This window comes from Aminobacter sp. LjRoot7, from assembly GCF_964252895.1.
GTDB lineage: Bacteria > Pseudomonadota > Alphaproteobacteria > Rhizobiales > Rhizobiaceae > Aminobacter > Aminobacter aminovorans_B.
In genome coordinates, this window is the sequence record NZ_CAXUPX020000001.1 from 123,707 (window position 1) to 147,965 (window position 24,259).

Sequence of the window (24,259 nt, forward strand, 5' to 3'; positions counted from 1 at the left end):
CAGAGAAAACAGACGCGTGGCCAAACTTTGGCATTCGCACGGCAGGATGCAGTTTGGAGGTCGTGTCTAGCGGCTGTCCCACAGCCAGGAGCGATCGCGCCACAGCTTTTCGCCGATCAGGCAGTCGTATTTGGGCTGCGCTTGAGCAAGCATCACGGGCGGGTGCGCCGCTTCTTCGACCGCCCACTGGCGCGAAGAAGGTCCGGCCAGTTCCATGACCAGCTTGCGCCGGATCGCTTCCGGAAACTGCGACCACTCATTCACCGGGATCATGAAAGCGCCCGGCCCGCCAATGACGCAGTCGGCATAGTAGCGGTCGAGATCCTCGACGTCATAGGCGTTACCGAAGCCGCCATTGGTCATCAGCGGCAGGCCGTTGATGGTGATGCCTTGCGCCACGGCCGCGTCGCGGATGAGGTCCACCGGCGGCCCCTGGTTGTTCGGACCGTCGCCTGAGATGTCGATCACCCGCTTCATGCCGCGATAGCCGCTTTCGGCGAAAAGATCGGTGCCGAATTCGAGCGCGCTGGAGATCGATGTCCGGCGCGCGCTGTTGGGCGGCTTGGCCGACAGTTGCCGCACGACACGCTCGGCATCGGCGCGATTGGCGATGACCGTCCAGGGCACGACGACGATCTGCGACGTCGAGCCGGCCCACTCGACATAAGTCACCGCGATTTTGCCATAGGCGCCCTCGGCTATCGCCTCCAGCACCCGCTCATGGGTCAGAGCTGCCGCGTAGCCGTGACGCTGTATCTCGAGCTCATCAGGCGACATGGAGAGAGAAACGTCGACGGCCAATACCAGTTCGACATCGACCTGTTCGGCTGCATTGGCGTGAAGGCCGAGACCTAGCATCAGTGCCAAAGCAGCACCGCCTGCGAGAAGAGCTTTGGCCACGGCAGACATAAGCAAAGGGTAAGCGAGATTCGGCTTATTCAAAAGAAAAGCCCGGCGAGAAAGCCGGGCTTTTCAATCACATTGTCGGGAAGCGCATTGCAAATGGTTATCCCACCGAGGAATTGCCGCGCGTCCTCGACCGGGCTTGCAGGCCGATCGTAAGGAAGACTGAAACGACGAACACGACGGTCAAGCCGCTGGGCGGCATGATCGCCGTCATGATGGCGGTCCAGACGACGAGCCCCCAGCCGACAAAAACGGGAATCGGCAGGCCGCGGCGATCGAGCCAGAGGATAAGAGCGCCGAGAATGAGCAGCGGGATGGCCAGCGACCCGATGGATTGCCAGAACACGCCACCTGAGAGCGCCAGGTCGAGCGGCTGGGCCCTGAGCGGCGCCCAGTGATCCCAGGTCCAGAGGTTGAGCGATAACCAGTTCGGCAGTTCCGCAGGAATTTCGGCCCCGAGCACCAGCATGTGAATGATGCCGAGCGAAACCAGCGCAATGGCGCTCCATTTGACCATGACGTCCACCTCCTTCGATTGACCTCGGCCGCGCCGCAAGGCATGACCATACGCAACCGTATGTAGTGCAAGCGTCCAAAAATCACCATACGGATGCGTATGGTGTGGCGCGATGCCGCAAGGAGAAGACGTGATGGCTGGAAATGCCCTGCCGGCAAAAGGTGAGACAAGGGACTTGACGCGCGACGACTGGCTGAGAGCCGCTGTCGCCGCTCTGGCCGAAGGCGGGGTCGAAGCGGTCAAGGTGGAGCGCCTCGCCAAGTCGCTTGGCGTCAGCAAGGGTTCGTTCTACTGGCACTTCAAGGACCGACCGCAACTACTTGCGGCGATTCTCGACTTTTGGGATGCGGATTTCACCCAACAGCTGATCGACAACGCGGCTGACCGGACAACTTCGAAGGAGCGCCTGCGCCATCTCGCGCAGGATGCCTTGGTCAAAACCGTCTACGGCATCGATTCAGCGCGCGCCGAAGCCGCGATCCAGTCATGGGCTGCAACCGACGCCCACGTCGCTGAGCGCTTGCGGGCAGTGGATTCCGCCCGTCTCGCCTATCTCGAAAAGGAACTCGCTGCCGCCGGTCAGCAACCAGACAAGGCCCGTGCCAGGGCAAAAATGCTCTATCTGGCCCTGCTCGGCCTCTATGCTGCGCGCGGCTACAACCAAGACCTCGCCGACGACAGCGCCTATCTGGCGCTGGTCGAGTTGGCACTAGAATAACCCAAGCCACGCATCAGCTGCGCGGCTTGAGGTTCTCCGGGTCATAAAGCGGCTTGTAGCCGATGCTGACCACCTCGACCGGATAGGTCTCGGCGAAATACTCGACATTCAGCTTGCGGCCTTCCTGGCAATAGGCGTGAGGCAGATAGGCCAGGGCGATATTCTTGCCGATGGTCGGGCCAAAGGCGATCGAGGTCGTGTAGGAACGGCGACCAAGCTCGTCGACAAGCACTTCGCCGGTCGCAGGGTCCATAACCGGCAGAGTGCCGACCGGGTAGCGCTTTACGCCATTCCTGTCGGTGTTCTCTGTCATGACCAGCGTGCAAAGCATCGCCGGCTGGTGGTCGCGCGCCTTGTATTCCAGGTGTTTGGCCTTGCCGCGGAAATCGACGTCCTTGACCTTCGGGCGAGCAAGATCCGCCTCGATCAGGTTGTATTGGGTGAGCAGGTCGGCGTTCTGCAGGCGCAGGCTTTTTTCCATGCGGCGCGAATTGGCATAGGTCTCGACGCCGAAGGCCATGACGCCGGTCGAGCGCAGCGCGTCCCAGACGGCGAGGCCGTCCTCGTATTTCATGTGCAGTTCCCAACCCTGCTCGCCGACATAGGAAATGCGGAAGGCGGTAACGTTCTTGCCGGCGATCTCGATCTGCTTGATCGCCGCGAAGGCAAAATTTTCCTGGTCGAGACCATCAGGGTTCGCCACCACCTTCTTCAGGTTTTCGCGGGCGTTCGGACCCCAGATGCCGATGGTGATGAATTTTTCCGAGGTATCGGTGATGGTGACGTCGAGGCCACGGTCCTCGGCGACGCGCTTCATGTAGTGGAAGTCGCGCGGGCCGGCGTCGGCACCGTTCACCAGGCGGCAGCGGTCGGCCATGCGGAACACGGTGAAGTCGGCGCGCACCATGCCCTCGTCGTCGAGGAAGTGGGTGTAGACGCCCTTGCCGATATTGCCGTCGCCGCCGATCTTGGCGGCGCAGAGCCATTCCAGCAGCTCGACATGGTCGGGCCCCTCGATATCGACCATGTGGAAATGGCTGAGGTTGACGATGCCGCAATCCTCGCTCATCGCCAGGTGCTCGGCGTTGGAGACGCGCCAGAAGTGCCTGGAGTCCCACTCGTTCTCGCGCACTGGCACGCGGTTGCCATACTTTTCCAGCAGGTGCTCGTTGGCCTTGTAGCCATGCGCACGCTCCCAGCCGCCAAGTTCCATGAAGTAGCCGCCGAGCTCGACTTCACGTTCGTAGAAGGGCGAGCGCTTGACGTTGCGGCCGGTGGCATAGGGCTCGCGGGTATGAACGGCCGGGAAGTAGATCTTCTGCGCCGCCTCGAAGGTGCGGCCTTCGATGAACTTCTCTTCCAGCTGGTGCGGATAGAAGCGCGCATAGTCGATCGAGTTGTGGTCGATCTCGGTGCGGCCGTCCGTCATCCAGTCGGCGATCAGCTTGCCGTAGCCGGGGCCGTCCTTGACCCAGATGGCGACGCAGTACCAGAGGCCGCGCACCTTCTGGCTCTCGCCGCAGGAGGCGCCGCCGCCTGCCGACACCTGAAGCAGGCCGTTGAACGAGTGGCTTTCATTGTAGCCGATCTCGCCCAGGATCGGCGTCAGCTCCATGGCGCGCTCGAGCGGCTCCATGATCTGTTCCATGTCGAGGTCGCGCTGCGACGGCGACAGGCGCGCCTCATGCTTTTCGAGGAGCTCGCGCGGATGGCAGAGGCGCGGGTTGGTCTGCTCGTAATAGCCCCACTCGATCTGGCCGCCCTCGGTGGTCTTCGGGTCGCCGGTGTCGCGCATGTAGGCCGAGTTGCCCTGGTCGCGCAGCAGCGGGAAGCCGATCTCCTTGCCGGTGCCCTCGAACTCGTTGTACGGACCAAAGAAGGTCAGCGGGTGGTCGACCGGCATGACCGGCAGATCCTCGCCGACCATTTCGGCGATCAGGCGGCCCCAGATGCCGGCGCAGACGACGACATGGTCGGCCATGATGGTGCCGCGATGGGTGACGACGCCCTTGATGCGGCCGCCCTCGACAATCAGCGACGTCGCCGGGGTGTTGCCGAAGACCTGGAGCTTGCCGGATTTTTCAGCGGCATCGGCCAGCTTGCCTGCGACCGTCTGCGAGCGCGGAATGACGAGGCCCGCATCGGGATCGAACATGCCGCCCATCACCTGATCTTCCTCGATCAGCGGGAACATCTTCTTGATCTCGGACGGCGAGACATAATGCGCGCGGGTGCCGAACGCCTTGGCCGAAGACAGCTTGCGCTTGATCTCTTCCATCCAGGTGTCGTCGCCGGTGCGCGCGACCTCGAGGCCGCCGATGCGGGCGTAGTGGCCCATCTTCTCGTAGAAATCGATCGAGTATTGCGTGGTCCAGACCGAGAGATAGTCGTGGCTGGTCGTGTAGCAGAAGTCGGAGGCATGCGCCGTCGAGCCGATGTCGGTCGGCACGCCCGACTTGTCGATGCCGACGATGTCGGTCCAGCCGCGCTCGATCAGGTGATGGGCAATCGATGCGCCCACGATGCCACCCAACCCGACGATGACGACCTTTGCCGTTTTCGGAAACTCAGCCATTACCCACGACTCCGAGATGATATTGCGCGCAGACTATAGAGCGCCGCAGCGCGATTGCAGCCTGTTTGCGACATTGCCACAAGGCCGCGCGACCTCGGCAAAATTGCCGGCATCGATCAGCCACGCCGCCCCGTTCTTCCCCTGCCACCGACGCGCCTTCATCAAACCGGCCCGCAGGCTGCAGTCTCGGCCGCCAGAATGGCGATATCGGACCGCTTAACGCTTTTGTCGCCATTTACCTGTAGTTGAATACAACAACGTCGTGTCGATTGAGATCGCTGCAGGTGCCGAAGATGAACACCACTTTCACGCCGCCTGCTGCATCCCTGAGCTCGCGCCTCAAGGCCAAGACAACAAGCCCGCTTTTTCTTTTGGCTGTCGCATTTCTGCTCGTTTGCACCTTGCTGGCATTGCCGGTCGCGGTGCCGATCGGCCCGATGTATTGGGACGTGCTGATCTATTACGATGCGGCGAACCGCATTTTCGACGGCCAGGTGCCGATCAACGACTTCTTCACCCCTGTCGGCCCGCTCGGCTATTACCTGTTTGCAGGCTGGGTGACGCTGTTTCCCAATGCGCAGCCGGCACTCGTGGCGCACTGGTCGCTGCTCGCCATCACCGCGCCGCTGATGGCGCTGGTGCTGTGGGATGTCGGCCAGCGCTCGCGCGGCATCGCCTTTGCGCTGCTGGTGCCCTTCCTGCTGTTTGCGCTGCTGCCCTTCAACACCCGCGAATTCTATCCGTTCCCCGGCTCCGACGCCTTCGGCATCTATAACCGCCAGGTCTGCCAGATGCTGTATGTGCTAGTGGCGGCGCTGATATTCGTGCGCAACCGCTTCCTGCTGGTTGCGCTTATCTCGCTCACCATGACCGCGCTGTTCTTCCTCAAGATCACCGGTTTCGTCGCCGGCGGCGTCATCGCCGCCTATGCGTTCTTCGCTGGCCGCGTGAAGTTTCGCTACGCGCTGGAGGCGCTGGTCATCTTCGCCGCCGTCCTTGCCGCCATCGAACTGTCCAGCGGCCTAGTCAGCCATTACATCACCGACATCCTCAAGCTGGTGATGATGAACGGCGGCACGCTGTTGCCGCGCGTCCTGCAGTCCACCTCGATCAATTTCGGCGTCGTGCTCGCCGCGTCTGCACTGGCCTTGGTCCTGCTCTGGTCCGACCGGCGCAAGCTGTTTGAGCGCTTTTCCGCCGACCGCAAGACTTCTCTCGTCACAGCGGTTTCGGGGTTTCTCGACCACAACGGGCTCTGGCTGCTCGCTGTCCTGTTCGCCGGCGTGCTGTTCGAGACGCAGAACACCGGCAGCCAGGCCTTCATCTTCCTGGCGCCGCTCATCGTCGCCATCCTGCTCAAGGCGTCCAAGCTGCTCTCCAAGCCGCTGGTGCTGCTCTCGGTCCTCGGACTGGCGGCCGCCGTCGTCCTGCCGCCAGCGCTGTTCGTCGTCGAGCGCGCGGCCCGCGCCTACATCGGCTCGCTCAAGAACCTGCCCATCGCGCAACGCAATCTGGGCACGCTCGGGGCCGTCAACATGCGCAGCGAGGTCGCCGTGCGCGTCGACCACATGCTGAAATTCTACCCGGAACATCGGCAGCTCTATACCGACCTAACCAACGCCGGCGAGTTGCCGACGCCGCTGCTCTATTCCGACTTCGACTTCCAGATCACCTATCTCAGCAATGTCGACACGGCGGTCGACTCCATCCGCAAGCTGGAAGCCGACAAGGGCGTCCACTTCAACACACTGATGTCGCTGAACTTCGTCAACCCGTTCCCCTGGCTGCTCGACCGCTCGGCGCCGCTGCACATCGCCATCGGCGCCGATCCGATGCGCGCCGTGCCCGATCCCGGCTCGACCGAAGAGGCTGCGGTGGCAGACACCGACCTCGTCCTCGTGCCCACGTGCCCGCCGACGACGGCCAATGCAGCACTCTACGACATGTACAAGAGCGCTTTGACCCAGCACCGCCGCATCCAGCTCGATGCCTGCTACGACGCCTTCGTCCATCCCCGGTTCTTGGCCGCGCTGGACAAGTAGCGTCGAGCCGCAAACGGAACGGCTTATCTGTTCTCGCGATCGTAGTAGTCGGTCGTATTCTCGGCCCGGAACATCTTGCGGAGCCCGGGAACGCCCCGCTTGCCGGAGACGACCATCACTTTGCCCGAGTCCGGGTACTCGCAGGCATCGACCTCGACCAGCGTCGACAGTGCCAGATACCGCATCGTCGTTGTGCCGGTATTGATGATCTGGTGAGCCACTTCGGCTCCGCCGGTCGGACAGGCGATGACGTCGTGCTGACGGATAGGATAGCGTTTGTCGCCGAAACGAAGCTCGCCCTCGCCTTCCAGGATGAGGAACATCTCCTCTTCGCCGCGATGGTTGTGGAACGGGCATTGAACCTTGTCCGGCGGCAGGACGGTCAGGTTGTAGCCGAGATCTTGCGCGCCGATGTGACGGCTTATCGACGCCCGCTTCGACGTGTAGATGCCATTCTCCTCGATGTCGTCGAACTCGACCTCGTCCAGGTTCATGATCGGCTTGACCATTCGCTCCTCCCGATTTGTTGCTCCGCGCGCAATCCGAGCATGCCTCGCTTGCGAAAGCCGGACAACCGCCTCCCGCCGACAGCGACAACGCCATCCGGCAAACCAGCCAACAAAAAAAGCCGGGTCGAGACCCGGCTTTTAAGGCGACAAGGATGATGTTCCCTTACTTGACCTGGCTTTTGACGAAGTCCTTGACGATCGAAACGATGCCGCGGCCGAGCAGGCTGTCGAGGGCTGCGATCAGCACGTCAACATCGGCGCGGCTGCAGGTCAGCGGCGGCAGCAGGCGCACGACATTGCGGTTGTACTCGGTGAAGGCCACCAGCACGTCGTAATCACGCAGCAGCAGCGCACCGACGAAGCCGGAGAGCGAGCCCTTGAGCTTGTCGTCGAGCACGCTGACCACCGGGCGCAGCACCATCGGCAGCGTCTGCGAGAAGTCGTGGAACTCGAGCCCGACCATCAGGCCCTGGCCGCGAACCTCCTTGATGATCTTGGGATACTTCGCCTGGAGCTCCTCCAGCCGCGCCAGCAGATAAGCGCCTGTGTCGGCCGAATTCTCGATCAGGCCTTCGTCATAGAGCACGTTGAGCGTCTCGATGGCTGTGATGCAGCCCTCGCCGATACCGCCGAAGGTCGCCATGGCATGGATCATCGCCGTCTTCGGCGTGCCGTAGGCCTTCATGTAGACGTCGCGGCGCGCGATCATCGCAGCCATCGCCGCCTTGCCGCCGCCCAGCGACTTGGCAACGGCGGTGATGTCGGGCACCACGTCATAGTGCTCGAAGGCATAGAAACGGCCGGAACGGCCGACGCCGCACTGCACCTCGTCGGCGACCCAGATCACGCCATACTGGTCGCACAGCGCGCGCAGCTTGTGCCAGAATGCGGCGGGCGCCTTGTTGATACCACCGCCGCCCTGGATGGTCTCGAGCACGATGGCGCCGATGGCCGGATCGGAACGGAACGCCTTCTCGATCGCATCGATGTCGCCGAACGGCACACGCACGGTGTTTTCGGTGAGCTTGAACTCACCGCGATAGAGCGCGCCGTCGGTCACCGAGAGCACGCCCTTGGTCTTTCCGTGGAACGAGTTCTCGGCATAGACGATCTTGGGACGCGCCGGACCCGCGGCACGCTCGGCGAGCTTAACCGCGGCCTCCATGGCTTCCGAACCGGACGAGCCGAAAAACACCATATCGAGGTCGCCGGGCGAGATCTGCGCCAGATTGTAGGCCAGCGCCGAGGCGTATTGCGACATGAAGGCGATGCCGATTTCGTGGCGCTTCTCGTCCTGGAACTTCTTGCGGGCCTCAAGCACGCGTGGATGGTTGTGGCCGAGCGCCAGCGACCCGAAGCCGCCGAAGAAATCGAGGATCTTGCGGCCGTTCTGATCGATGTAGTGCATGCCCTCGGCACGCTCGATCTTGATCTTGTGGAAGCCGAGCAGCTTCATGAAATGCAGCTGGCCGGGGTTGAGATGCGCCTTGAACAGGTCGGTCATCTTGGCGACGTCGAGCGCCTTGGCCTGCTCGACCGACATCAGGTTCGGCTTGGCGAGCTTTGCCGAAGTCATTGCCGGAGCAACCGCGACGGCATGCGAATGAGCCGTATCCGGCTTGGTGACAAGCGTCATGTTCATATCCTTTATTCAGCCGGGGCGTGCTGCGTGGACGCAGCGAGGCCGTCCTTCTTGGCGCGATATTCCTTGTAGGCTGCGATGAGCATGTCCTCGTCGCGGTATTGCGGCACCCAGCCAAGCTGGCGCCCGCCCTTGGAGACGTCGAGCACGCACTCCTCGTCGGCGATCAGATACTGCTCGGGATCCATGATCGGCATGTTCATCAGGTCGAGCAGGTCGAGTGTCCGCTTGACCGCCCAGCCCGGCGTCGGCAGCAGGATCGACTTCGAACCGGCATGCTTGACCAGGTCGCCGAGCAGCTTGCGCACCGGCGGCGGATTGAGCGAACCGAGATTGTAGGCTTCGTTCGGCACACCGGCCTTCCAGGCAAGCCGCGCGGCCTCGGCGCAGTCGAACACCGAGATGAACTGGTATGGGTTCTTGCCCGAACCGATCATCGGCACCGGCAGGTTCCAGTCGATCAGCTTGAACAGCTTCTCCAGAATGCCGAGACGGCCGGGCCCGATGATCAGGCGCGGGCGGAACAGCGAGATGTTCATGCCGCGCGTCCGCCACTCGGCCGCCAGTTCCTCGGTCTTCTGCTTCGACCAACCATATTCGCCCAGCGGCGCCACCGGATGCTCTTCGGTCATCGGATGGGTCACGGTGTGGCCGTAGATCATGTCGGTGGTGTAGTGGACCAGCCTCGGCGCTGCCGCGTGGTCCATCGCCTTGATGATGTTCTCGGTGCCGTAATAGTTGACCGGGAAGAAGAAGTCGTGGCGCTTGGCCCGAACCTGCAGCGGCGACAGCATCTTGGCCGACAGGTTGTAGACCATGTCGTCGGCCTTGATGCCGACGGCGGCAATCGCGGCGGGATCGGTCACGTCGCAATGGACGAAGCGCGCGTTGCGGTAATGCGCCAGATCGCTCTTGACGATGTCGGCAACGACAACCTCTTCGCCGTCGGTGATCAGTTTGGGCGCAAGATGACGACCGACGAAGCCGTCGCCTCCGAAAATGATGTGTCTCATCGCAAAAGCTCGCTTGTCTTGGTGGGTTCGGTAGAGGCCGCGGCGACAACCTCGCCATGGTCGCGGCCGCTCTGGGCGATCAGCACTGTGCCGACGCAGATGAAGGCGATGCCGGCGATGCGCCAGGCATTCAGGTCTTCGTGGAAGACGAAGTAGGCAAACACCGCCACCGCCACATAGGCCAGGCTGAGGAAGGGATAGGCGAAGCTGAGCTCGACCTTGGACAGCACATAGAGGTGCGACGCCATGGAGATGACGAAAGTCAGCAGGCCGGCGAAGACCCATGGGCTGAAGACGATCTGCAGTATCTTGATCAGCGGATTGGTGCCTTCGAAAGAAAGCGGCCCAAGAGACACCATGCCCTGCTTCAGCATCAGCTGGGCCGCGGCATTGGTCATCACTGTGAAAAGGATGAAGAGGATATATTTCATTGCTTTGTCCGTCCTTCGCACAACCTATCGGAAAGCCCCTGATATTCTGTGAAGCTTTCCCAGCAATTTGAACTTTTTCCGCACTTCTCTAACAAGCGCCTACTCGGCCGCCTGCGCCGCCTCGCCATTGCGCCCACCCAACCGGCCGGCGGTCCTGGTCCAGAAGTCGGACATGAATGCCGGATCGCGCATCGCCTCGAGCCGCTGCCAGTCCGGGAACGAAGCCGCGAATGTCTCAGCCGACATGCGCGCGTCCTTGTAGGGATTGACCGCGCCACCCGCGCCCACGGTGATCCGGTCGAGTTCGGCGAGCAGCTCCAGCGTGCGCCGGCCATGGTTCGGAAAATCGAGCGTCAGCGTGTAACCCGGGCGCGCGAAGGACAGCAAAGCCGGCGAACGCTGGCTGCCAAAACGCTTGAGCACGGTCAGGAACGAGCCCTGCCCGGCGCGCCGCGCCGCCGCTAGCAATGCCGGAATGGTTTCGCGCGCCGCAGCTTCAGGCACGACGCTCTGGTGCTGGTAAAGCCCGCTCGGACCGTAAAGCCGGTTCCAGTCGGCAACACCGTCGAGCGGAAAGAAGAATTTCTGGTAGCTCGCCTGGCTTTCCCTGAGGCGGCCGCGCCGCCAGCCATAAGCGGCGTTGAACAGCTTCAGGAAGGGCCGGTTGAGCAAGGTCAATGGCGGCTGGAACGGCACCGACAGTCTTGCCGTGCCGTGTTCGGCCGTCCGCGCGCCATAGGCGGCGTGGTTGCCGGCAAGCAGCAAGCCGCGGCCGGCATGCTTGCCGCCGGCCATCTGGTCGATCCAGGCAACGGCATATTCGTTGTCGCGGTCGGCGGCTTCTGCGAGATCGAAATACTCGCTGAGGCTGCCGAACGGCTTCACTGTCTCGGCGATATCAAGCGAGGGTACGCGCATCAGACGGATCGCGGCGGACAGGATGATGCCTGTCAGCCCCATGCCGCCGATCGTCGCCCAGAACAGCCGGGCGTTCTCGCCGGACGAGCAGGCATAGGTGCGCCCGTCCGAGCGCAGCAATGTCAGGCGTTCGACATGGCAGCCAAAACTGCCGCGACGGTGGTGGTTCTTGCCATGCACGTCGTTGGCGATGGCGCCACCAAGCGTGACGAACTGCGTCCCCGGCACGACAGCCGGGAAAAACCCATGCGGGGCGGCATGGGCGATGATGTCGGCCAGCAGCGTGCCGGCCTCGGCCTCGATCAAGCCGGTCTCGGCGTTGAAGGAAACGACGCGCTTGCGCGGCCGCATATCGACGACGGCGCCAGCGCTGTTCTGGCAGCTGTCGCCATAGCTGCGGCCATTGCCATAGGCGAGCAGCGATCCGGCGCGTGCCGTCCCGCCGGACAACAACCGCGTTGCCTCGGCGATATCGATCGCCTGGCTTGCGCCCGGATTGGCACGGCCAAAGCTCTGGTAGCGGGCCAGTCCCACGCTCACAGGCCCGCCACCACAAGCAGCACCGCGCCTGCGAAAACGACGATCTGACTGCGCCAGTCGCGGATGATGAAGACGACGGGGTCGTCATGCAGTTCGTCGCGCCGCGCCAAGATCCAGATGCGCATGGTGAGATAGAGCACGATCGGGGCCAGCGGCCAGACCAGCCAAGGATGTTCGTAGAGCTCGCGCACCGCGCTGCTGTCGATGTAGAGCGCCAGAACCAGCGCCGAGGAAAACGCCGACGCCATGCCGGCCTGGGCGACGATCTCCTGGTCCTCGATGCGGTAGCCACGACCGGCGATACGCTCGCCGACGCTGAGGCTGGACGAACGCAGCTCGACATAACGCTTCACCAGCGCCAGCGAGAGGAAGAAGAAGATCGAGAAGGCGAGCAGCCAGAACGACACGTCCACCCCGGTCGCGGCGGCACCAGCCAGGATGCGCAAGGTGTAGAGCCCGGCCAGGGTCAGCACGTCGAGCAGCAGCATCCGCTTGACCGAAAGCGAATAGGCGGTCGTGGCGACAAGATAAACCAGCAACACGCCTGCAAACTCGATCGTCGTGAAGGCTGCAGTGGCAAGGCTGATGACAAGTAGGACGCCGACCGACGCCAGTCCAAACGGGATCGACAGCCTGCCGCTGGCGAAGGGCCGTTCGCGCTTGGTCGGGTGCACCCGGTCGAGCGCCAAGTCGAAGAAGTCGTTGACGATGTAGATGGCCGAAGCAGCCGCGCTGAACGAGATGATCGCCAGTACCGCGGGCAACAGCATCTCGGGATTGAAATATTTGTGCGCCAGCACCAGCGGCACAGCGATCAGCACGTTCTTCAGCCACTGATGGACGCGCAACATCTTGCGGATGGTGCGCAGATCGGGCTTCGGCGTCTCGATGAGTTCGGATTGGTGGCTGGCCTGCCAGCGTGCGGCGGCGCGGTCGGGCGCAACCACGATCGCATCACGCGCGGCATCGAACACTTTGACGTCGTGGCGGCTGTTGCCGGCATAGTCGAAGCCGCCGTCGCCATAGGCTTCCACAAGCGCCTTGCGCTTGCGTTCTGCGGTCAGGTTCTCACCGCCGTCGCTGGCAAGCACCGCGTCAAACAGGCCGAGGTGGCGTGCAATGGCTTCGGCAAACTTGCGCGGCGTGCCGGTGGCCAGAACGATCTGGCGGCCGTTGGCCTGCTCTTCGCGCAGGCGCTTCAGCACTTCCGGACGGTAAGGCAGGGTTGCCGGGTCGATGTCGACCACTTCGGCAATCGCCTGTTTGAGACGCGCGGGCCCCTGGAACAGCCAGAACGGCACCATGAAGATGGTGAGCGGGTTCTTCTTGAGAAGAGCAAAAAGACCCTCCCACAACAAATCGCTGGCGATCAGCGTGCCGTCGAGATCGACCGCCAGTGGTACTGCCTTGTTGTCTGAACGCGCATCCATCAAACTGCCTGCCCTGCCCCTTGCCGGACGGCGTGAACCTTCCGGACCCCCTGCCGCTATAACGGGCGTCCAGGTTCCGGATGGTTAAGGTCGAGGCGGAATGCTAAACGAGCACCAGTCATTTCGCCAGTCATGCTTAAGCAGACGTTAGCAGAAAGCAGAAAAGGCCGAGCTGATGCCCGGCCTTTTCGATCATTCACCAGCAGTTTGGCCGGCTTTACTTGATGCGGGCAACGCCGCCCGAAATCTCTACTGTTTCACCACCGGTCAGCGCTTCGCGGTCGCCATTGGGCAAGGTCACGAAGCAGCCGCTCGAGCAGAACTCGACCGTTTCGCCGGCGGCAAGGGAAAGCTCCGTCTTGGAACCACCTTCCGTGACGATCAGGGTCCGCGGTTCGGCATCGAGGTTTACCGCGCTTGCAGCATGCGCAGCGCCCGACATTGCCAGGACCAGCGCGCCTGCGGCGACAAGAAACCTTTTCATTTGCACTCGGTGTTTCCACCGCCCCTGTTCATCTCAGCAAGGCATTTTCGCCGTTTGCATGAGAGCTTATATGAGTTTGAAGCTGAACGGCAACTGAATGCCTTGTTCATGCCATAATTGGCCGACGAGCCCTGCCGTCACTCCGGATCCGGCTTCTTTGACCTGCCTGGCTTGCGGCCGGCCGCCGCTTGTGCGGCACGCTTGCTGCGCGCTTCCTCGAGTTCAGCCACCTGTGCCTCGACCTGTTCGTCGTCGGCAGGCCACTTTTCCGCCGGCTTGACGTCGTGCGCCCGGGCGGTCGACGGGATGGCGATGTTTTCGCGCTCGAACGCTTCCAGCACGGCGAAGCGGACATCGTTCTGGACGGTGTTGCTGCCCAGAAGGTCAGCCAGGAAGAACCGCATTTCGAATTCCAGCGCCGCCGGGCCGAAATTGGCGAAGAGCACGAAGGGCTCCGGGTTCTTCAGCACCATCGGATGCGAGCGCACAATGTCGAGCATGATCTCGTGGGCGCGCTTGGCGTCTGAATCGTAGGCAACGCCGATCTTGATATCGACGCGGCCGAGCTTGTTGCGATGGGTCCAGTTACCGACGGCGCTGTTGATCAGGTCCGAATTGGGCAGGATCACCGACTGGCGCTGGAAGGTCTCGATTTCGGTGGCGCGCACGCTGATCTTCTTGACCGTGCCCGACACGGCGCCCGCGACGATCCAGTCGCCGACCTTGAACGGACGCTCGGCCAGCAGGATCAGGCCAGAAACGAAGTTCGACACGACGTTCTGCAAGCCGAAACCAATGCCGAGGGAGAGCGCACCGGCAACGAGTGCCAGGTTGGACAGATCGATGCCGGCGGCCGACACGGCGATCAGTCCGGCAATCGCCACGCCGGCATAGCCGACGGCGAGGCGTATGGAATTGCGCACGCCAGCGTCGACCTTGCCACGCGCCATGACCGAGCCGTCGAGCCAGCCCTGGAACCAGCGTGTCACGAAATAGCCGATGGCAAATACCATGACGCCGGAAAGCAGGCCGGCGGGAGAGAACGTGAAACTGCCGATCTGGAAGCCCGAGCCGATACGATAGAGCCAGGTGATCATGTCGCCGGGCTGAAAGCCCCAGGTAAACAGGATCAGCGGCACGCCGACGATCAGCACCAGCAGGTTGATGACCATGCTGGTGACGAGACCGAGCTGATCGAGCGTCGCATCGTCGAGCGTGAACATCCGCTTGATGCGCCGGCCGACCGTCGTCTTGATGAAGGCGTCTTCCTCGTTGATCGCCTGCGACGACAGGAAGCCGATATACATGGTCGCGAGGATCGTGCCGGTAATGACGATCTGCTGCGACACGAAACGCGCAAGCCCGATATAGCCCAGCAGTGCTGCGGCAATGGTGACCCCGCCAAGCGTGAGCACGATGTAGCGGAACAGACGCGGCCAAGGCTTCGGCCGTCCGTCCTCATCGATGAAAGGCTTGACCAGGCCGATCAGCATGACCAGCACGCCGATCACCACGGTCGAAGTCAGCGCCTCGCCGACGGTCAACGCCACCGGCGAGCCGAGTACCTGGTAGACCGAGCTCAGGAAGTAATCGAGGCCGGTAAACAAGGCGGTCGCGGTGATCAGGAGCATGAGCCAGCGCGCAGCGCCGCTTTCGACCGGGATAAGACGCCACTTGGGCAGCCTGGGCGACAGCACGGCCATGCCGAGGCGCGAAACGAAGAACACGATGGCGATGACGTAGAACAGCGACCACAGCATGGCGCCGATGTCGCCGCGCAGCACCTCGAAATAGGCGAACAGATAGTAGGTGACGCCAAGGAAGACGACCAGCGCCGCCGACTGCATGAAGGTCGACCAGAACGCGACCGACAGCCTGCTGAGATAGGATGGCTCCTCGACCCGGCCGTCAGGCTCGAACATCCGTCCGAACATGCGCCGGCCGCCGATGATGATGACCGCCGCAGCGCCCAGGGCGAAGAACGTTGCCGCCAGCATCGACTTGAGCTTGAAGCTGACAACGAAACGCACCCAGGACGAGACCGTCCGGTAAAGGTCGTTCATCTCCGTCTTGAAGGCGTCGGCCACCTCGGAGCCCAGCGCGAAATTGATCTGGTAGCGCTTGGTCAGCAGGTTCTGGAACAGGTTGCGGCGGATCTCGGTGATCTGGCTGATCAGCTTGTCGATGCGGATCGACAGGTTCTCGGCAACGCCGAGCACGGCATTGATCTCGGTTTTCTCCGCATTCAGCTTCTCGCGCTCGCTGGTCACGACAGCGGGCTCGGCCGGCTGGCCGTCGGCCGGCGCCTTGCCGAGCTGTTCCAGCCGAGCGTTGATTTCGGTCAGGCGCGGACGGAAGGCGACGCCGCTTTGCAACAGGTCGCGCGACAGCTGCTCGAGCTGCAGGCGGATGTCGACGAGACCGGCATCGTCTTCGGCGCTCTGCTCCATCTTCTTCTGCAGCGCATCCGTCCTGGCCGTGATGCTGGCAATGACTTCCTGTTGGTCGGACACCACGCCGGCCGGCGCCTTGCCGAGATCGGCATCCTGCGCTGCGGCGTTTGCCACAAGCACGGCTGTGAAGATGAACAGGGTGGCAGCTATGCGCCGGACTGCGGAAAAAAACATGATTTGTCAGCGACTCGTAGTCAGATTGCCAATGAAAAGGCGTGGCCATTGATAAAGACGCGCATCTCGGCGGGCAAGCCGATGCGCGCTGGCCCATGGGAAAGTCGGCCTGACGAAAAACAATGGCGGAATATTGGCTTGATCGCAGCAGTGCTGCCTGTAGTGTCCCCGCGCAGCCTGAAGGATGACCTGAAGTATGGCGGAATATTCGGCCTTTTCGCTTCTCAAGAACGCGCTCAGCGGTAACCGCGACTGGAAGCCGGCATGGCGCAAGCCGAGCCCCAAGGCCTCGTATGATGTCGTCATCATCGGCGGCGGCGGCCATGGATTGTCGACCGCCTACTACCTCGCCAAGGAGTTCGGCATCACCAACGTTGCCGTGCTGGAAAAGGGCTATCTCGGCTCCGGCAATGTCGGCCGCAACACCACCGCGGTCCGCTCCAACTACCTGTTGCCGCAGAACACGCGCTTCTACGAGCACTCGATGAAAATGTGGGAGAACCTCTCCCACGACCTCAACTACAACGTCATGTTCTCGCAGCGCGGCGTGCTCAACCTGGCGCACACGCCGGGCCAGCTCGACGACCTCGCCCGCAAGGGCAACGCCATGCGCCATCTCGGCGTCGATGCCGAGCTGATGACGCCGGCCGAGATCGGCCGCCGCGTCCCCGGGCTCGACATGTCGCAGTCCGCACGTTTCCCGATCTATGGCGGGCTGATGCAGGAACGCGCGGGCACCGCCCGCCACGATGCCGTTGCCTGGGGTTATGCCCGGGGTGCCGACCGCCGCGGCGTCGACATCATCGAGAACTGCGAAGTCACAGGCTTCCTGCGTGACGGCGACCGGGTCATCGGCGTCTCGACAAGTCGCGGCGAGATTCGTGCCAGGAAGGTCGCCGTTGCCGTGGCTGGCAGCACCGGGCGGGTGATGCAGCTCGCCGGCATCGACCGCATGCCGATCGAGAGTCACGTCCTCCAGGCCTTCGTCTCGGAATCGCTCAAGCCGTTCCTCGACACCGTGCTGACCTTCGGCATGGGCCACTTCTATGTCGGCCAGTCCGACAAGGGCGGCCTCGTCTATGGCGGTGACCTTGACGGCTACAATTCCTACGCCCAGCGCGGCAGCCTGCCCATCGTCGAGGAAGTGATGAGCGAGATGCTGGCGCTGTTCCCTTCGCTGGCACCCGTTCGCGTGCTGCGCTCATGGGGTGGGGTCTGCGACATGTCGATGGATGGCTCGCCGATCATCACCACCGGACCCTTGCCCGGCATGTATCTCAATTGCGGCTGGTGTTACGGCGGCTTCAAGGCAACGCCGGCTTCCGGCTTCTGCTTTGCCCACACCATCGCCAAGGACGCGCCGCACGAGTTCAACGCGCCCTTCACGCTCGACCGTTTCAGCCGTGGCACCGTCATCGACGACAAGGGCCAGGGTCCGACGCCACGAATGCACTAGGGGTTCGAACATGCTGATCAACTGCCCCTATTGCGGCCCGCGCGACGTCTCCGAATTCGCCTATCAGGGCGACGGCAACCGCACCCGTCCCGATCCCGCTTCGACCGATGCCGAGGCTTGGAGCGCCTATGTCTATGACCGCCTGAACCCGGCCGGCATCCACAACGAGATCTGGCAGCACGCCGGCGGCTGCCGCGCCCATCTCGCCGTCGTCCGCGACACGCTCACCCATGAAATCAAGAGCGTGCGTTTTGCCCGCGAACATGGCGCGCCGACCCACGGCCGCCGCACATCCGGAGCCAAGGCATGAGCCCGCGCCGCACACCGTCGGGTGGCCGCATCGACCGGCTGCGGACCATCCGCTTCACCTTCGACGGCACCCCCTATACCGGCCACCAGGGCGATACGCTGGCGTCGGCGCTGCTTGCCAATGGCGTTTCGCTGTTTGGCCGCTCGTTCAAGTACCACCGTCCGCGCGGGGTTCTGACCGCTGGCGTCGATGAGCCGAACGCTTTGGTGACGGTGCTGCGCGGCGAGGTCCGCGAGCCGAACATTCCCGCGACGATGGTCGAGATCCATGATGGCCTCACCGCCGTCAGCCAGAACCGCTTTCCTTCGCTCGCCTACGACGTCAGCGCCATCAACCAGCTCGGCGGCAAGTTCATCTCCGCCGGCTTCTACTACAAGACCTTCATGGGTCCGGTGATCGGCCCGCTCAAGGGCACCCGCTTCTGGATGCTCTGCGAAAAGATCATCCGTCGCGCCGCCGGCCTTGGCCGCGCCGGCCATGCACCCGATCCGTCGCGCTACGAGCGCATGAACGCCTTCTGCGATGTGCTTGTCGTCGGCTCCGGACCCGCAGGCCTTGCCGCCGCGCACGAGGCTGCCCAGTCGGGCGCTCAGGTCATTCTGGCCGAGCTCGATCCATCCTTCGGTGGCTCGGCCAACTGGTCGGGCGAGACCATCGATGGCGAGCCCGCCGCAACCTGGGCCTCCGACGTCGTCGGCGAACTCAAGACCCATGACAATGTCCGCCTGCTCAAGCGCACCACCGTCTGGGGCTACTATGACGGCAACACGCTGGCCGCCGTCGAGCGCGTCAGCGACCACAAGGACACGCCCGCCAAGGGCGCGCCGCGCCATCGCCACTGGACCATCCGGGCAAAGAACGTCGTGCTCGCCACCGGTGCCTTCGAACGGCCTCTGGTGTTCCCCGGCAACGACCGGCCGGGCGTGATGATGGCCAGCGCCGCGATGCGCTATGCCAATCAGTACGGCGTGCTGCCAGGCGAAAAGATCGCCGTTCTGGCCAACAACGACAGCGCCTATCACGCAGCCGCGGCTCTAGCCAAGGCTGGAGCCAGGATCGTTGCCATCGCCGACCTGCGTCCGGACGTCTCCGCGGCCTGCCGCAAGCTTGCATCAGAGGCCGGCGCCGAACTGTTGACCGGCCATGCGGTGATCGGCACCGAAGGCGGCAAGAAGCTCTCCGGCGTCAAGCTGGCCCCATTCTCCACCGCATCGGATGTTTCCAAAGGCAACGCACGCGACATCGGCGCCGACTGCCTGATCGTTTCGGGCGGCTGGTCGCCGACCATCCACCTCGCCAGCCAGGCGGGGGCGCGGCCGGTCTGGAGCGACGACCTGCAGGCCTTCCTGCCGCCCGAGACCGGCAACGGCTGGATCGGCGCCGGCGCCTTCAATGGCTCCTTCTCGACCGCCGAAGTCATCTCCGAAGGCTTTGCCGCCGGCCGCAAGGCGGCAGGCCAGCCAGCGCTCGAAACCACCACCCTGCCCGACGTCGAACCCGCACCGCTCGACCCCAACCCGGCGCCGGTCTTCGAGATCAAGGCCAAGGGCAAGGCCTTCGTCGACTTCCAGCACGACGTGACGGCTGACGATGTCCGCCTCGCCCACCTCGAAGGTTTCGTCTCGGTCGAGCATCTCAAGCGCTACACCACCCTCGGCATGGCCACCGACCAGGGCAAGGGCTCCAACGTGCCCGGCCTCGCCATCATGGCCGAAGCCCTGGGCAAGCCGATCCCCGAGGTCGGCACGACGCGCTTCCGCCCGCCATACGCACCTGTCTCCGTCGGCGCGCTTGCCGCCGAGCGTTTCGGCGACCTCAAGCCTGACCGGCTGACCCCGATGCATGACTGGCATCTGGAAAACGGCGCGACGATGTATTCGGCCGGCCTGTGGTTCCGCCCGATGATCTATGGCGGTCCCGGCGAGACGATCGAGCAGGCATATGTCAGGGAAGCGGGAGCGACCCGCGAAACGGCGGGCATCGTCGACGTCTCGACGCTCGGCAAGATCGCCGTCCAGGGACCGGATGCCGCCGAGTTCCTCGACCGCGTCTATTCCAACGTCTTTTCGACCTTGCCCGTCGGCAAGGCGCGCTACGGCCTGATGCTGCGCGAGGACGGTCTTGTCTTCGACGACGGCACCACCTGGCGGCTCGGCGAGCACGACTTCCTGATGACCACGACCACGGCCAATGCCGGCAAGGTCATGCAGCATCTCGAATATTTCCTCGATGTCGTCTGGCCGGATCTCAAGGTTCACCTGACCTCCGTCACCGACCAGTGGGCGGGGGCTGCGATCGGCGGCCCGAAGGCGCGGGAAATCCTCGCTTCCTGCGTCACCGGCACCAGGGTCGACAACGAGGCCCTGCCCTTCATGGGCATCGTCCATGGCGAGATTTCGGGCGCGCCGGTGATGATCTGCCGGCTCTCCTTCTCCGGCGAGATGGCCTTCGAGGTCTATTCCGGTGCCGGTCACGGCACCCATGTCTGGGAAGCGCTGATCGAGGCCGGCAAGCCTTTCGGCATGGTTTCCTACGGGCTCGAGGCGCTCGGCACGATGCGCATCGAAAAAGGCCACGTCACCGGTGCCGAGATCGACGGCCGCACCTCGGCACGCGACCTCCATCTCGGCTGGATGCTGTCCAAGAAAAAGCCCTTCATCGGCTCGGCCATGATGGACCGCGAAGGGCTTTCCGCCTCGGGCAGGCTCGAACTCGTCGGCCTGATTTCGCTCGACAACCGACCGCTCAGCGGTGGCGCGCACATCGTCGAGGAGGTCGACGCCGCCAACCCGCACGGATCGCTCGGCCACATCACCGCCGCCTGCTTCTCGCCGGCGCTCGGCAAGTACATAGCACTTGCGCTGGTCTCGGGCGGCAAGGCGCGCCATGGCAAGCGCGCTCACATCTCCGACCCGTTGCGCAACCGCTTCGGCCCGGTGGAAATCGTCAGCCACCACTTCTTCGATCCCGAAGGGAAGCGCATGCATGGTTGAGCAGCTTTCACCGCTCGAACCGGTATTCCGGCCCGGCTCGCACGGCAATTTCGTCGACGGCGTCGGCGTAACCTTGTCCGAGATCGCACCCGGCTCGATTGTCCAGCTTGCCGCCTGGCCGGGCGAGGAAAAGAAGCTGATGGCAACGATCGGTTCCGTCACCGGCCTCAAGCTGGCCGATGGCGCGGGCGCCGGCGCGTCGTCCGAGCACTGTTCCGCCTTCGGCTTCGCTCCGGGAAAGTTCCTGGTATCAGACGCTTCGGAAGGACTTGCCACAGCCTTTGCCGGCAAGGTCACCGCAGCGATCGGCACGATCACCGACCTGTCGCATGGACGCACGGCGATCAGAATTGGCGGCCCGAAATCGGAATGGGTGCTGGCCAAGCTCTTTGCCGTCGACTTTGCCCTGGCCGCCTTTCCCCAAGGTTCGGGCATCTCGACCACACACCACGACATCTTCACCCAGATCCAGCGCAGCGGCCCCGACAGCTTCGACCTCTACGTCTTCCGCTCCTTCGCCCGCTCGTTCTGGAAGATGCTGTGCCATGCATCGGACGAAGTCGGCTACGAGGTCAGATGACGCCGGCAGACGGCGCGCCCCAGGCTGCATTCTGCAGCACGATGCGATAGCCGTCCTCATCCTCAAAGGTCACGCCTCGCCTGTCCCAGTAGGGATTGAAGGACGGCACCGGCTGATAGCCATGCGCCTTCATGCGTGCCACGGCCGCCTGCCAATCGTCCGGGTCAGGCAAATAGAACACGACGAGATTGTCCTGCGTCGGCGCCCTGCCGGCGTCATGGCCATGGGCGCGGGTGAACTCGAAATGATGCGCTTCGCCAGCCTTGCCGAGCATCACGCCATCGAAACCGTCATGGTTCTCGAAGCGGGCGAGTTCGTCGAGTCCGAGCCCGTCGCGATAAAAGCGGACGGTGGCCTCGAGATCGTTCGTGGGCCGCGCCACGCGCAGGACGACGTTCTTTTTCATGATCTCTCTCCCTGGGTCGAGCCTAGCCTGCCTTCGCCGCATTTGCCCACTGGGTGACGACGAGCCCAATGACGATCAGCACCAGGCCCGCAACCCTGGCGAGACTGGCAGGGCGCTGCAAGAACCCCATCAGCCCAAAATGGTCGATGACGAGCGACGCCACCATCTGCCCGCCTATGACGGCGACGACGAAGCTCGCCGCCCCCATCTTCGGCGCCAGCAGCAGCGCCGCCGTGACATAGACCACGCCCGCGGCGCCGCCGATCCAGATCCACCAGGGCCCGGTGGCTGCGGCGGTTGCAAAGCTGGGCACTGGGACCTTGAACGCCAGCATGACAGGCACGGCCAGGGCCACGCTCACGGCCAGCGAGACCATAGTCGCCCAGAGCGGATGGCCGAGCAGCCGCCCGAGCATGGCGTTGGCGCCGGCCTGAAACGGGATGGCGGCGCCGGCCACCAGCGCTGCGGCGAGCAGGGATGAACCTAGGTTCGGCATGACATGTCTCCTTGTTTTCCAAGGCCTAGGGCATCCGAAATTCTGATGGAAATTCGTAATTTGTAGCCGCAATATGCACAGCATGAATAATCTTACTGGCATCGATCTCAACCTCCTCGTCGTGCTCGACGCGCTTCTGGCCGAGCGCCATGTCTCGCGCGCCGCCATCCGCCTGAACAAGAGCCAGCCGGCAGTCAGCCACGCGCTTGGCCGTCTCCGCCATCTGCTCGACGATCCGCTGCTGGTCCGGCATGGCGGCGCGCTTCAGCCGACCATGCGTGCGCTGGAGATTGCGCCGCGGCTCGCCGAGGCGCTGGAACGCATGCACGATCTGCTCGCCCCGAGCGGCTTCGATCCGGCCACGGCACGCCGCAGCTTCCGCCTCGCAATGTCCGACTATGGCGCCACCGTGGTTTTGCCACACCTGCTGCCGCTTTTGCGTCAGCGCGCGCCAGGCATCGATCTCCAGGTCAGCCAGGCCGGCCGCGAAGCCATGGCGGTACAGGTCATGGACGGCGAGGTCGACATCGCGATCGGCGTTTTTCATGCGCTCGACAAAGCCGTCCGGCGGCAGCGGCTGTTCGAAGAGGACTATGCCTGCCTGGCCGACGCCACTTTGCTGGGCAAAGCGGCTGGAATGGATCTTCCCGCCTATCTCCAACGGCCCCATGCGCTCGTTGCGCTGCGCGCCGACGTCGAAAGCGAGATCGACGTGGCATTGGCCGCCGCCGGGCACAAACGGCGAATCGCACTTGTGCTGCCGCATTGGGGCGTCGCCGCCGGGCTGATCGCCGGAACCGATCTGGTGCTCACCATCGCGCGCCGCCTGCACCCGGCAGTGCCGGCAGCAAGTGGCCTCGCTGCCTTCGAGCCGCCATTTGCGATACCGTCCTTCGCCTTCCAGCAGATATGGCACAGGCGCCGCGACGGCGACGCCGCGCATCAATGGCTGCGCGAGACGATTGCAGGCCTGTTTGAGAGCTGACGGCCCCGCCATAGCCGGAGAAGAGCCGATGCATTAAAATCGCCGTCGCTTGAATGGCAGCTGCACATCGGTATCGGCACTCATGGCCAGCAACGCGTTCCGCTTCGATGAGGTCTGGGAATTCCCCGAGGCGTCCCCGCAACAGGTGTGGGACGTGCTCGCCGACGCGACGCTGCTGCCATTGTGGTGGGACGACGTCTACAAGGACGTGGAAAAACTGACCTCCCATGACAAGCCGTCGGTCGGTGCCAAGGTCCGCGCCCGTGCCCGGGGTTTTCTGCCCTACGAGCTCAACTTCATTCTCGAAGCGGTGGAACTCGAGCCCGGCAAGGTCGTGGCGGTGAAGACATCAGGCGATTTCGACGGCCACTGGCGTGCCGTGCTCGCGCCCTCCGGCCATGGCACCCACGTCGCGCTCACCTGGCAGGTCATCGTCGAGCGGCCGATCCTGCGCCTGCTGTCGCCGCTGCTGCGCCCGGCCTTCGCCTGGAACCATCGCTGGACCACGCCGCGCGGCGAAGCCGGCCTGCGCCGCTATCTCGCTGAGCGAAAGGCCGGCCAAGTCTGATCCTTCCGACAGATTGACAGTTCCGGCCGGAATCGCGTCATATTTCCCGGTGGCACGTGCAGCCTGCCGCTCGCCCCTTCCGGGAAGGTGAATGCACGACGACAGACGCGGTT

21 protein-coding genes are annotated in these 24,259 nt (G+C 63.6%); 8 read left to right on the plus strand and 13 right to left on the minus strand.

What is annotated here, in order from left to right; all coding sequences use genetic code 11:
- Positions 1 to 66: 66 nt before the first annotated feature.
- Both ACSQ3E_RS00630 and ACSQ3E_RS00635 read right to left on the minus strand, forming a co-directional pair.
- Positions 67 to 909 (minus strand): DUF1194 domain-containing protein, encoded by an 843-nt coding sequence (locus tag ACSQ3E_RS00630; RefSeq protein WP_436121205.1) that lies wholly within the window; start codon positions 907 to 909, stop codon positions 67 to 69.
- 97 nt (positions 910 to 1,006) lie between these two features.
- A complete protein-coding gene (locus tag ACSQ3E_RS00635; RefSeq protein ID WP_436121206.1) occupies positions 1,007 to 1,432 on the minus strand; it encodes a DUF6463 family protein in 426 nt (141 codons plus the stop codon).
- Positions 1,433 to 1,556: 124 nt separating this feature from the next.
- Here ACSQ3E_RS00635 and ACSQ3E_RS00640 point away from each other — a divergent pair, with 124 nt between their 5' ends.
- On the plus strand, positions 1,557 to 2,141 hold the full coding sequence (locus tag ACSQ3E_RS00640; RefSeq protein WP_436121207.1) for a TetR/AcrR family transcriptional regulator: 585 nt from the start codon (positions 1,557 to 1,559) through the stop codon (positions 2,139 to 2,141).
- A 13-nt stretch (positions 2,142 to 2,154) separates the two neighbouring features.
- Here ACSQ3E_RS00640 and ACSQ3E_RS00645 read toward each other — a convergent pair whose 3' ends face one another.
- Positions 2,155 to 4,716: a GcvT family protein gene (locus tag ACSQ3E_RS00645; protein ID WP_436121208.1), complete on the minus strand. Its 2,562-nt coding sequence runs from the start codon at positions 4,714 to 4,716 to the stop codon at positions 2,155 to 2,157.
- Between the two features lie 293 nt (positions 4,717 to 5,009).
- Here ACSQ3E_RS00645 and ACSQ3E_RS00650 point away from each other — a divergent pair, with 293 nt between their 5' ends.
- Positions 5,010 to 6,758, plus strand: a complete 1,749-nt coding sequence (locus ACSQ3E_RS00650; RefSeq protein ID WP_436121209.1) for a hypothetical protein — start codon at positions 5,010 to 5,012, stop codon at positions 6,756 to 6,758.
- 23 nt (positions 6,759 to 6,781) lie between these two features.
- Here ACSQ3E_RS00650 and ACSQ3E_RS00655 read toward each other — a convergent pair whose 3' ends face one another.
- The 8 genes from ACSQ3E_RS00655 to ACSQ3E_RS00690 all read right to left on the minus strand — a co-directional run bounded on the left by ACSQ3E_RS00655 (position 6,782) and on the right by ACSQ3E_RS00690 (position 16,352).
- Positions 6,782 to 7,267: a cupin domain-containing protein gene (locus ACSQ3E_RS00655; RefSeq protein WP_436121210.1), complete on the minus strand. Its 486-nt coding sequence runs from the start codon at positions 7,265 to 7,267 to the stop codon at positions 6,782 to 6,784.
- 163 nt (positions 7,268 to 7,430) lie between these two features.
- Positions 7,431 to 8,843 (minus strand): aspartate aminotransferase family protein, encoded by a 1,413-nt coding sequence (locus ACSQ3E_RS00660; protein ID WP_310319079.1) that lies wholly within the window; start codon positions 8,841 to 8,843, stop codon positions 7,431 to 7,433.
- Positions 8,844 to 8,914: 71 nt separating this feature from the next.
- The gene (locus ACSQ3E_RS00665; protein WP_436121211.1) at positions 8,915 to 9,922 is read right to left on the minus strand and encodes an NAD-dependent epimerase/dehydratase family protein; all 1,008 of its coding nucleotides are present in this window, start codon (positions 9,920 to 9,922) and stop codon (positions 8,915 to 8,917) included.
- Positions 9,919 to 10,353 (minus strand): EamA family transporter, encoded by a 435-nt coding sequence (locus ACSQ3E_RS00670; protein WP_436121212.1) that lies wholly within the window; start codon positions 10,351 to 10,353, stop codon positions 9,919 to 9,921. Before ACSQ3E_RS00670 ends, ACSQ3E_RS00665 begins: the two co-directional genes overlap by 4 nt.
- Before the next feature lie 99 nt (positions 10,354 to 10,452).
- Positions 10,453 to 11,805: an FAD-binding oxidoreductase gene (locus tag ACSQ3E_RS00675; protein ID WP_436121950.1), complete on the minus strand. Its 1,353-nt coding sequence runs from the start codon at positions 11,803 to 11,805 to the stop codon at positions 10,453 to 10,455.
- A gap of 2 nt (positions 11,806 to 11,807) precedes the next feature.
- A complete protein-coding gene (locus ACSQ3E_RS00680; protein WP_436121213.1) occupies positions 11,808 to 13,241 on the minus strand; it encodes a UbiA family prenyltransferase in 1,434 nt (477 codons plus the stop codon).
- 217 nt (positions 13,242 to 13,458) lie between these two features.
- Entirely contained in the window at positions 13,459 to 13,725 is a 267-nt protein-coding gene (locus ACSQ3E_RS00685; RefSeq protein ID WP_214388855.1) for a hypothetical protein, read from the minus strand.
- Positions 13,726 to 13,862: 137 nt separating this feature from the next.
- Entirely contained in the window at positions 13,863 to 16,352 is a 2,490-nt protein-coding gene (locus tag ACSQ3E_RS00690) for a mechanosensitive ion channel domain-containing protein (protein WP_436121214.1), read from the minus strand.
- Between the two features lie 196 nt (positions 16,353 to 16,548).
- Between ACSQ3E_RS00690 and ACSQ3E_RS00695 the strand changes: the two genes are divergently transcribed.
- From ACSQ3E_RS00695 to soxG, 4 genes are read left to right on the plus strand one after another with little or no spacing between them, the layout of a single operon-like run.
- Entirely contained in the window at positions 16,549 to 17,808 is a 1,260-nt protein-coding gene (locus ACSQ3E_RS00695; RefSeq protein ID WP_436121215.1) for a sarcosine oxidase subunit beta family protein, read from the plus strand.
- Between the two features lie 10 nt (positions 17,809 to 17,818).
- Positions 17,819 to 18,118 (plus strand): sarcosine oxidase subunit delta, encoded by a 300-nt coding sequence (locus ACSQ3E_RS00700; RefSeq protein ID WP_436121216.1) that lies wholly within the window; start codon positions 17,819 to 17,821, stop codon positions 18,116 to 18,118.
- Positions 18,115 to 21,111, plus strand: coding sequence for a sarcosine oxidase subunit alpha (locus ACSQ3E_RS00705; RefSeq protein WP_436121217.1), 2,997 nt, complete (start codon positions 18,115 to 18,117; stop codon positions 21,109 to 21,111). The genes ACSQ3E_RS00700 and ACSQ3E_RS00705 overlap by 4 nt, the downstream gene beginning before the upstream one ends.
- Positions 21,104 to 21,691 carry a sarcosine oxidase subunit gamma family protein gene (gene soxG / locus ACSQ3E_RS00710; protein WP_436121218.1) on the plus strand — a complete coding sequence of 196 codons (588 nt, stop codon included), beginning with the start codon at positions 21,104 to 21,106 and terminating at the stop codon, positions 21,689 to 21,691. The genes ACSQ3E_RS00705 and soxG overlap by 8 nt, the downstream gene beginning before the upstream one ends.
- Here soxG and ACSQ3E_RS00715 read toward each other — a convergent pair.
- Both ACSQ3E_RS00715 and ACSQ3E_RS00720 read right to left on the minus strand, forming a co-directional pair.
- Positions 21,684 to 22,097: a VOC family protein gene (locus tag ACSQ3E_RS00715; RefSeq protein WP_436121219.1), complete on the minus strand. Its 414-nt coding sequence runs from the start codon at positions 22,095 to 22,097 to the stop codon at positions 21,684 to 21,686. The genes soxG and ACSQ3E_RS00715 overlap by 8 nt on opposite strands.
- Positions 22,098 to 22,119: 22 nt before the next feature.
- On the minus strand, positions 22,120 to 22,593 hold the full coding sequence (locus tag ACSQ3E_RS00720) for a DMT family transporter (RefSeq protein ID WP_436121220.1): 474 nt from the start codon (positions 22,591 to 22,593) through the stop codon (positions 22,120 to 22,122).
- 82 nt (positions 22,594 to 22,675) lie between these two features.
- On the opposite strand from ACSQ3E_RS00720, the gene ACSQ3E_RS00725 reads away from it, so the two are divergent.
- Complete coding sequence (locus ACSQ3E_RS00725; RefSeq protein ID WP_436121221.1) at positions 22,676 to 23,578, plus strand: LysR family transcriptional regulator; 903 nt, start codon at positions 22,676 to 22,678, stop codon at positions 23,576 to 23,578.
- Positions 23,579 to 23,660: 82 nt separating this feature from the next.
- Positions 23,661 to 24,146, plus strand: a complete 486-nt coding sequence (locus tag ACSQ3E_RS00730) for an SRPBCC family protein (protein WP_436121222.1) — start codon at positions 23,661 to 23,663, stop codon at positions 24,144 to 24,146.
- Positions 24,147 to 24,259 lie beyond the last annotated feature (113 nt).

What these genes read in the sequence shown, in the direction of transcription:
- ACSQ3E_RS00630 (WP_436121205.1), bottom strand. Translation starts at nt 909, where the DNA reads ATGTCTGCCGTGGCCAAAGCTCTTCTCGCAGGCGGTGCTGCTTTGGCA.
- ACSQ3E_RS00640 (WP_436121207.1), top strand. Translation starts at nt 1,557, where the DNA reads ATGGCTGGAAATGCCCTGCCGGCAAAAGGTGAGACAAGGGACTTGACG.
- ACSQ3E_RS00645 (WP_436121208.1), bottom strand. Translation starts at nt 4,716, where the DNA reads ATGGCTGAGTTTCCGAAAACGGCAAAGGTCGTCATCGTCGGGTTGGGT.
- ACSQ3E_RS00650 (WP_436121209.1), top strand. Translation starts at nt 5,010, where the DNA reads ATGAACACCACTTTCACGCCGCCTGCTGCATCCCTGAGCTCGCGCCTC.
- ACSQ3E_RS00655 (WP_436121210.1), bottom strand. Translation starts at nt 7,267, where the DNA reads ATGGTCAAGCCGATCATGAACCTGGACGAGGTCGAGTTCGACGACATC.
- ACSQ3E_RS00660 (WP_310319079.1), bottom strand. Translation starts at nt 8,843, where the DNA reads ATGACTTCGGCAAAGCTCGCCAAGCCGAACCTGATGTCGGTCGAGCAG.
- ACSQ3E_RS00665 (WP_436121211.1), bottom strand. Translation starts at nt 9,922, where the DNA reads ATGAGACACATCATTTTCGGAGGCGACGGCTTCGTCGGTCGTCATCTT.
- ACSQ3E_RS00670 (WP_436121212.1), bottom strand. Translation starts at nt 10,353, where the DNA reads ATGAAATATATCCTCTTCATCCTTTTCACAGTGATGACCAATGCCGCG.
- ACSQ3E_RS00680 (WP_436121213.1), bottom strand. Translation starts at nt 13,241, where the DNA reads ATGGATGCGCGTTCAGACAACAAGGCAGTACCACTGGCGGTCGATCTC.
- ACSQ3E_RS00685 (WP_214388855.1), bottom strand. Translation starts at nt 13,725, where the DNA reads ATGAAAAGGTTTCTTGTCGCCGCAGGCGCGCTGGTCCTGGCAATGTCG.
- ACSQ3E_RS00690 (WP_436121214.1), bottom strand. Translation starts at nt 16,352, where the DNA reads ATGTTTTTTTCCGCAGTCCGGCGCATAGCTGCCACCCTGTTCATCTTC.
- ACSQ3E_RS00695 (WP_436121215.1), top strand. Translation starts at nt 16,549, where the DNA reads ATGGCGGAATATTCGGCCTTTTCGCTTCTCAAGAACGCGCTCAGCGGT.
- ACSQ3E_RS00700 (WP_436121216.1), top strand. Translation starts at nt 17,819, where the DNA reads ATGCTGATCAACTGCCCCTATTGCGGCCCGCGCGACGTCTCCGAATTC.
- ACSQ3E_RS00705 (WP_436121217.1), top strand. Translation starts at nt 18,115, where the DNA reads ATGAGCCCGCGCCGCACACCGTCGGGTGGCCGCATCGACCGGCTGCGG.
- soxG (WP_436121218.1), top strand. Translation starts at nt 21,104, where the DNA reads ATGGTTGAGCAGCTTTCACCGCTCGAACCGGTATTCCGGCCCGGCTCG.
- ACSQ3E_RS00715 (WP_436121219.1), bottom strand. Translation starts at nt 22,097, where the DNA reads ATGAAAAAGAACGTCGTCCTGCGCGTGGCGCGGCCCACGAACGATCTC.
- ACSQ3E_RS00720 (WP_436121220.1), bottom strand. Translation starts at nt 22,593, where the DNA reads ATGCCGAACCTAGGTTCATCCCTGCTCGCCGCAGCGCTGGTGGCCGGC.
- ACSQ3E_RS00725 (WP_436121221.1), top strand. Translation starts at nt 22,676, where the DNA reads ATGAATAATCTTACTGGCATCGATCTCAACCTCCTCGTCGTGCTCGAC.
- ACSQ3E_RS00730 (WP_436121222.1), top strand. Translation starts at nt 23,661, where the DNA reads ATGGCCAGCAACGCGTTCCGCTTCGATGAGGTCTGGGAATTCCCCGAG.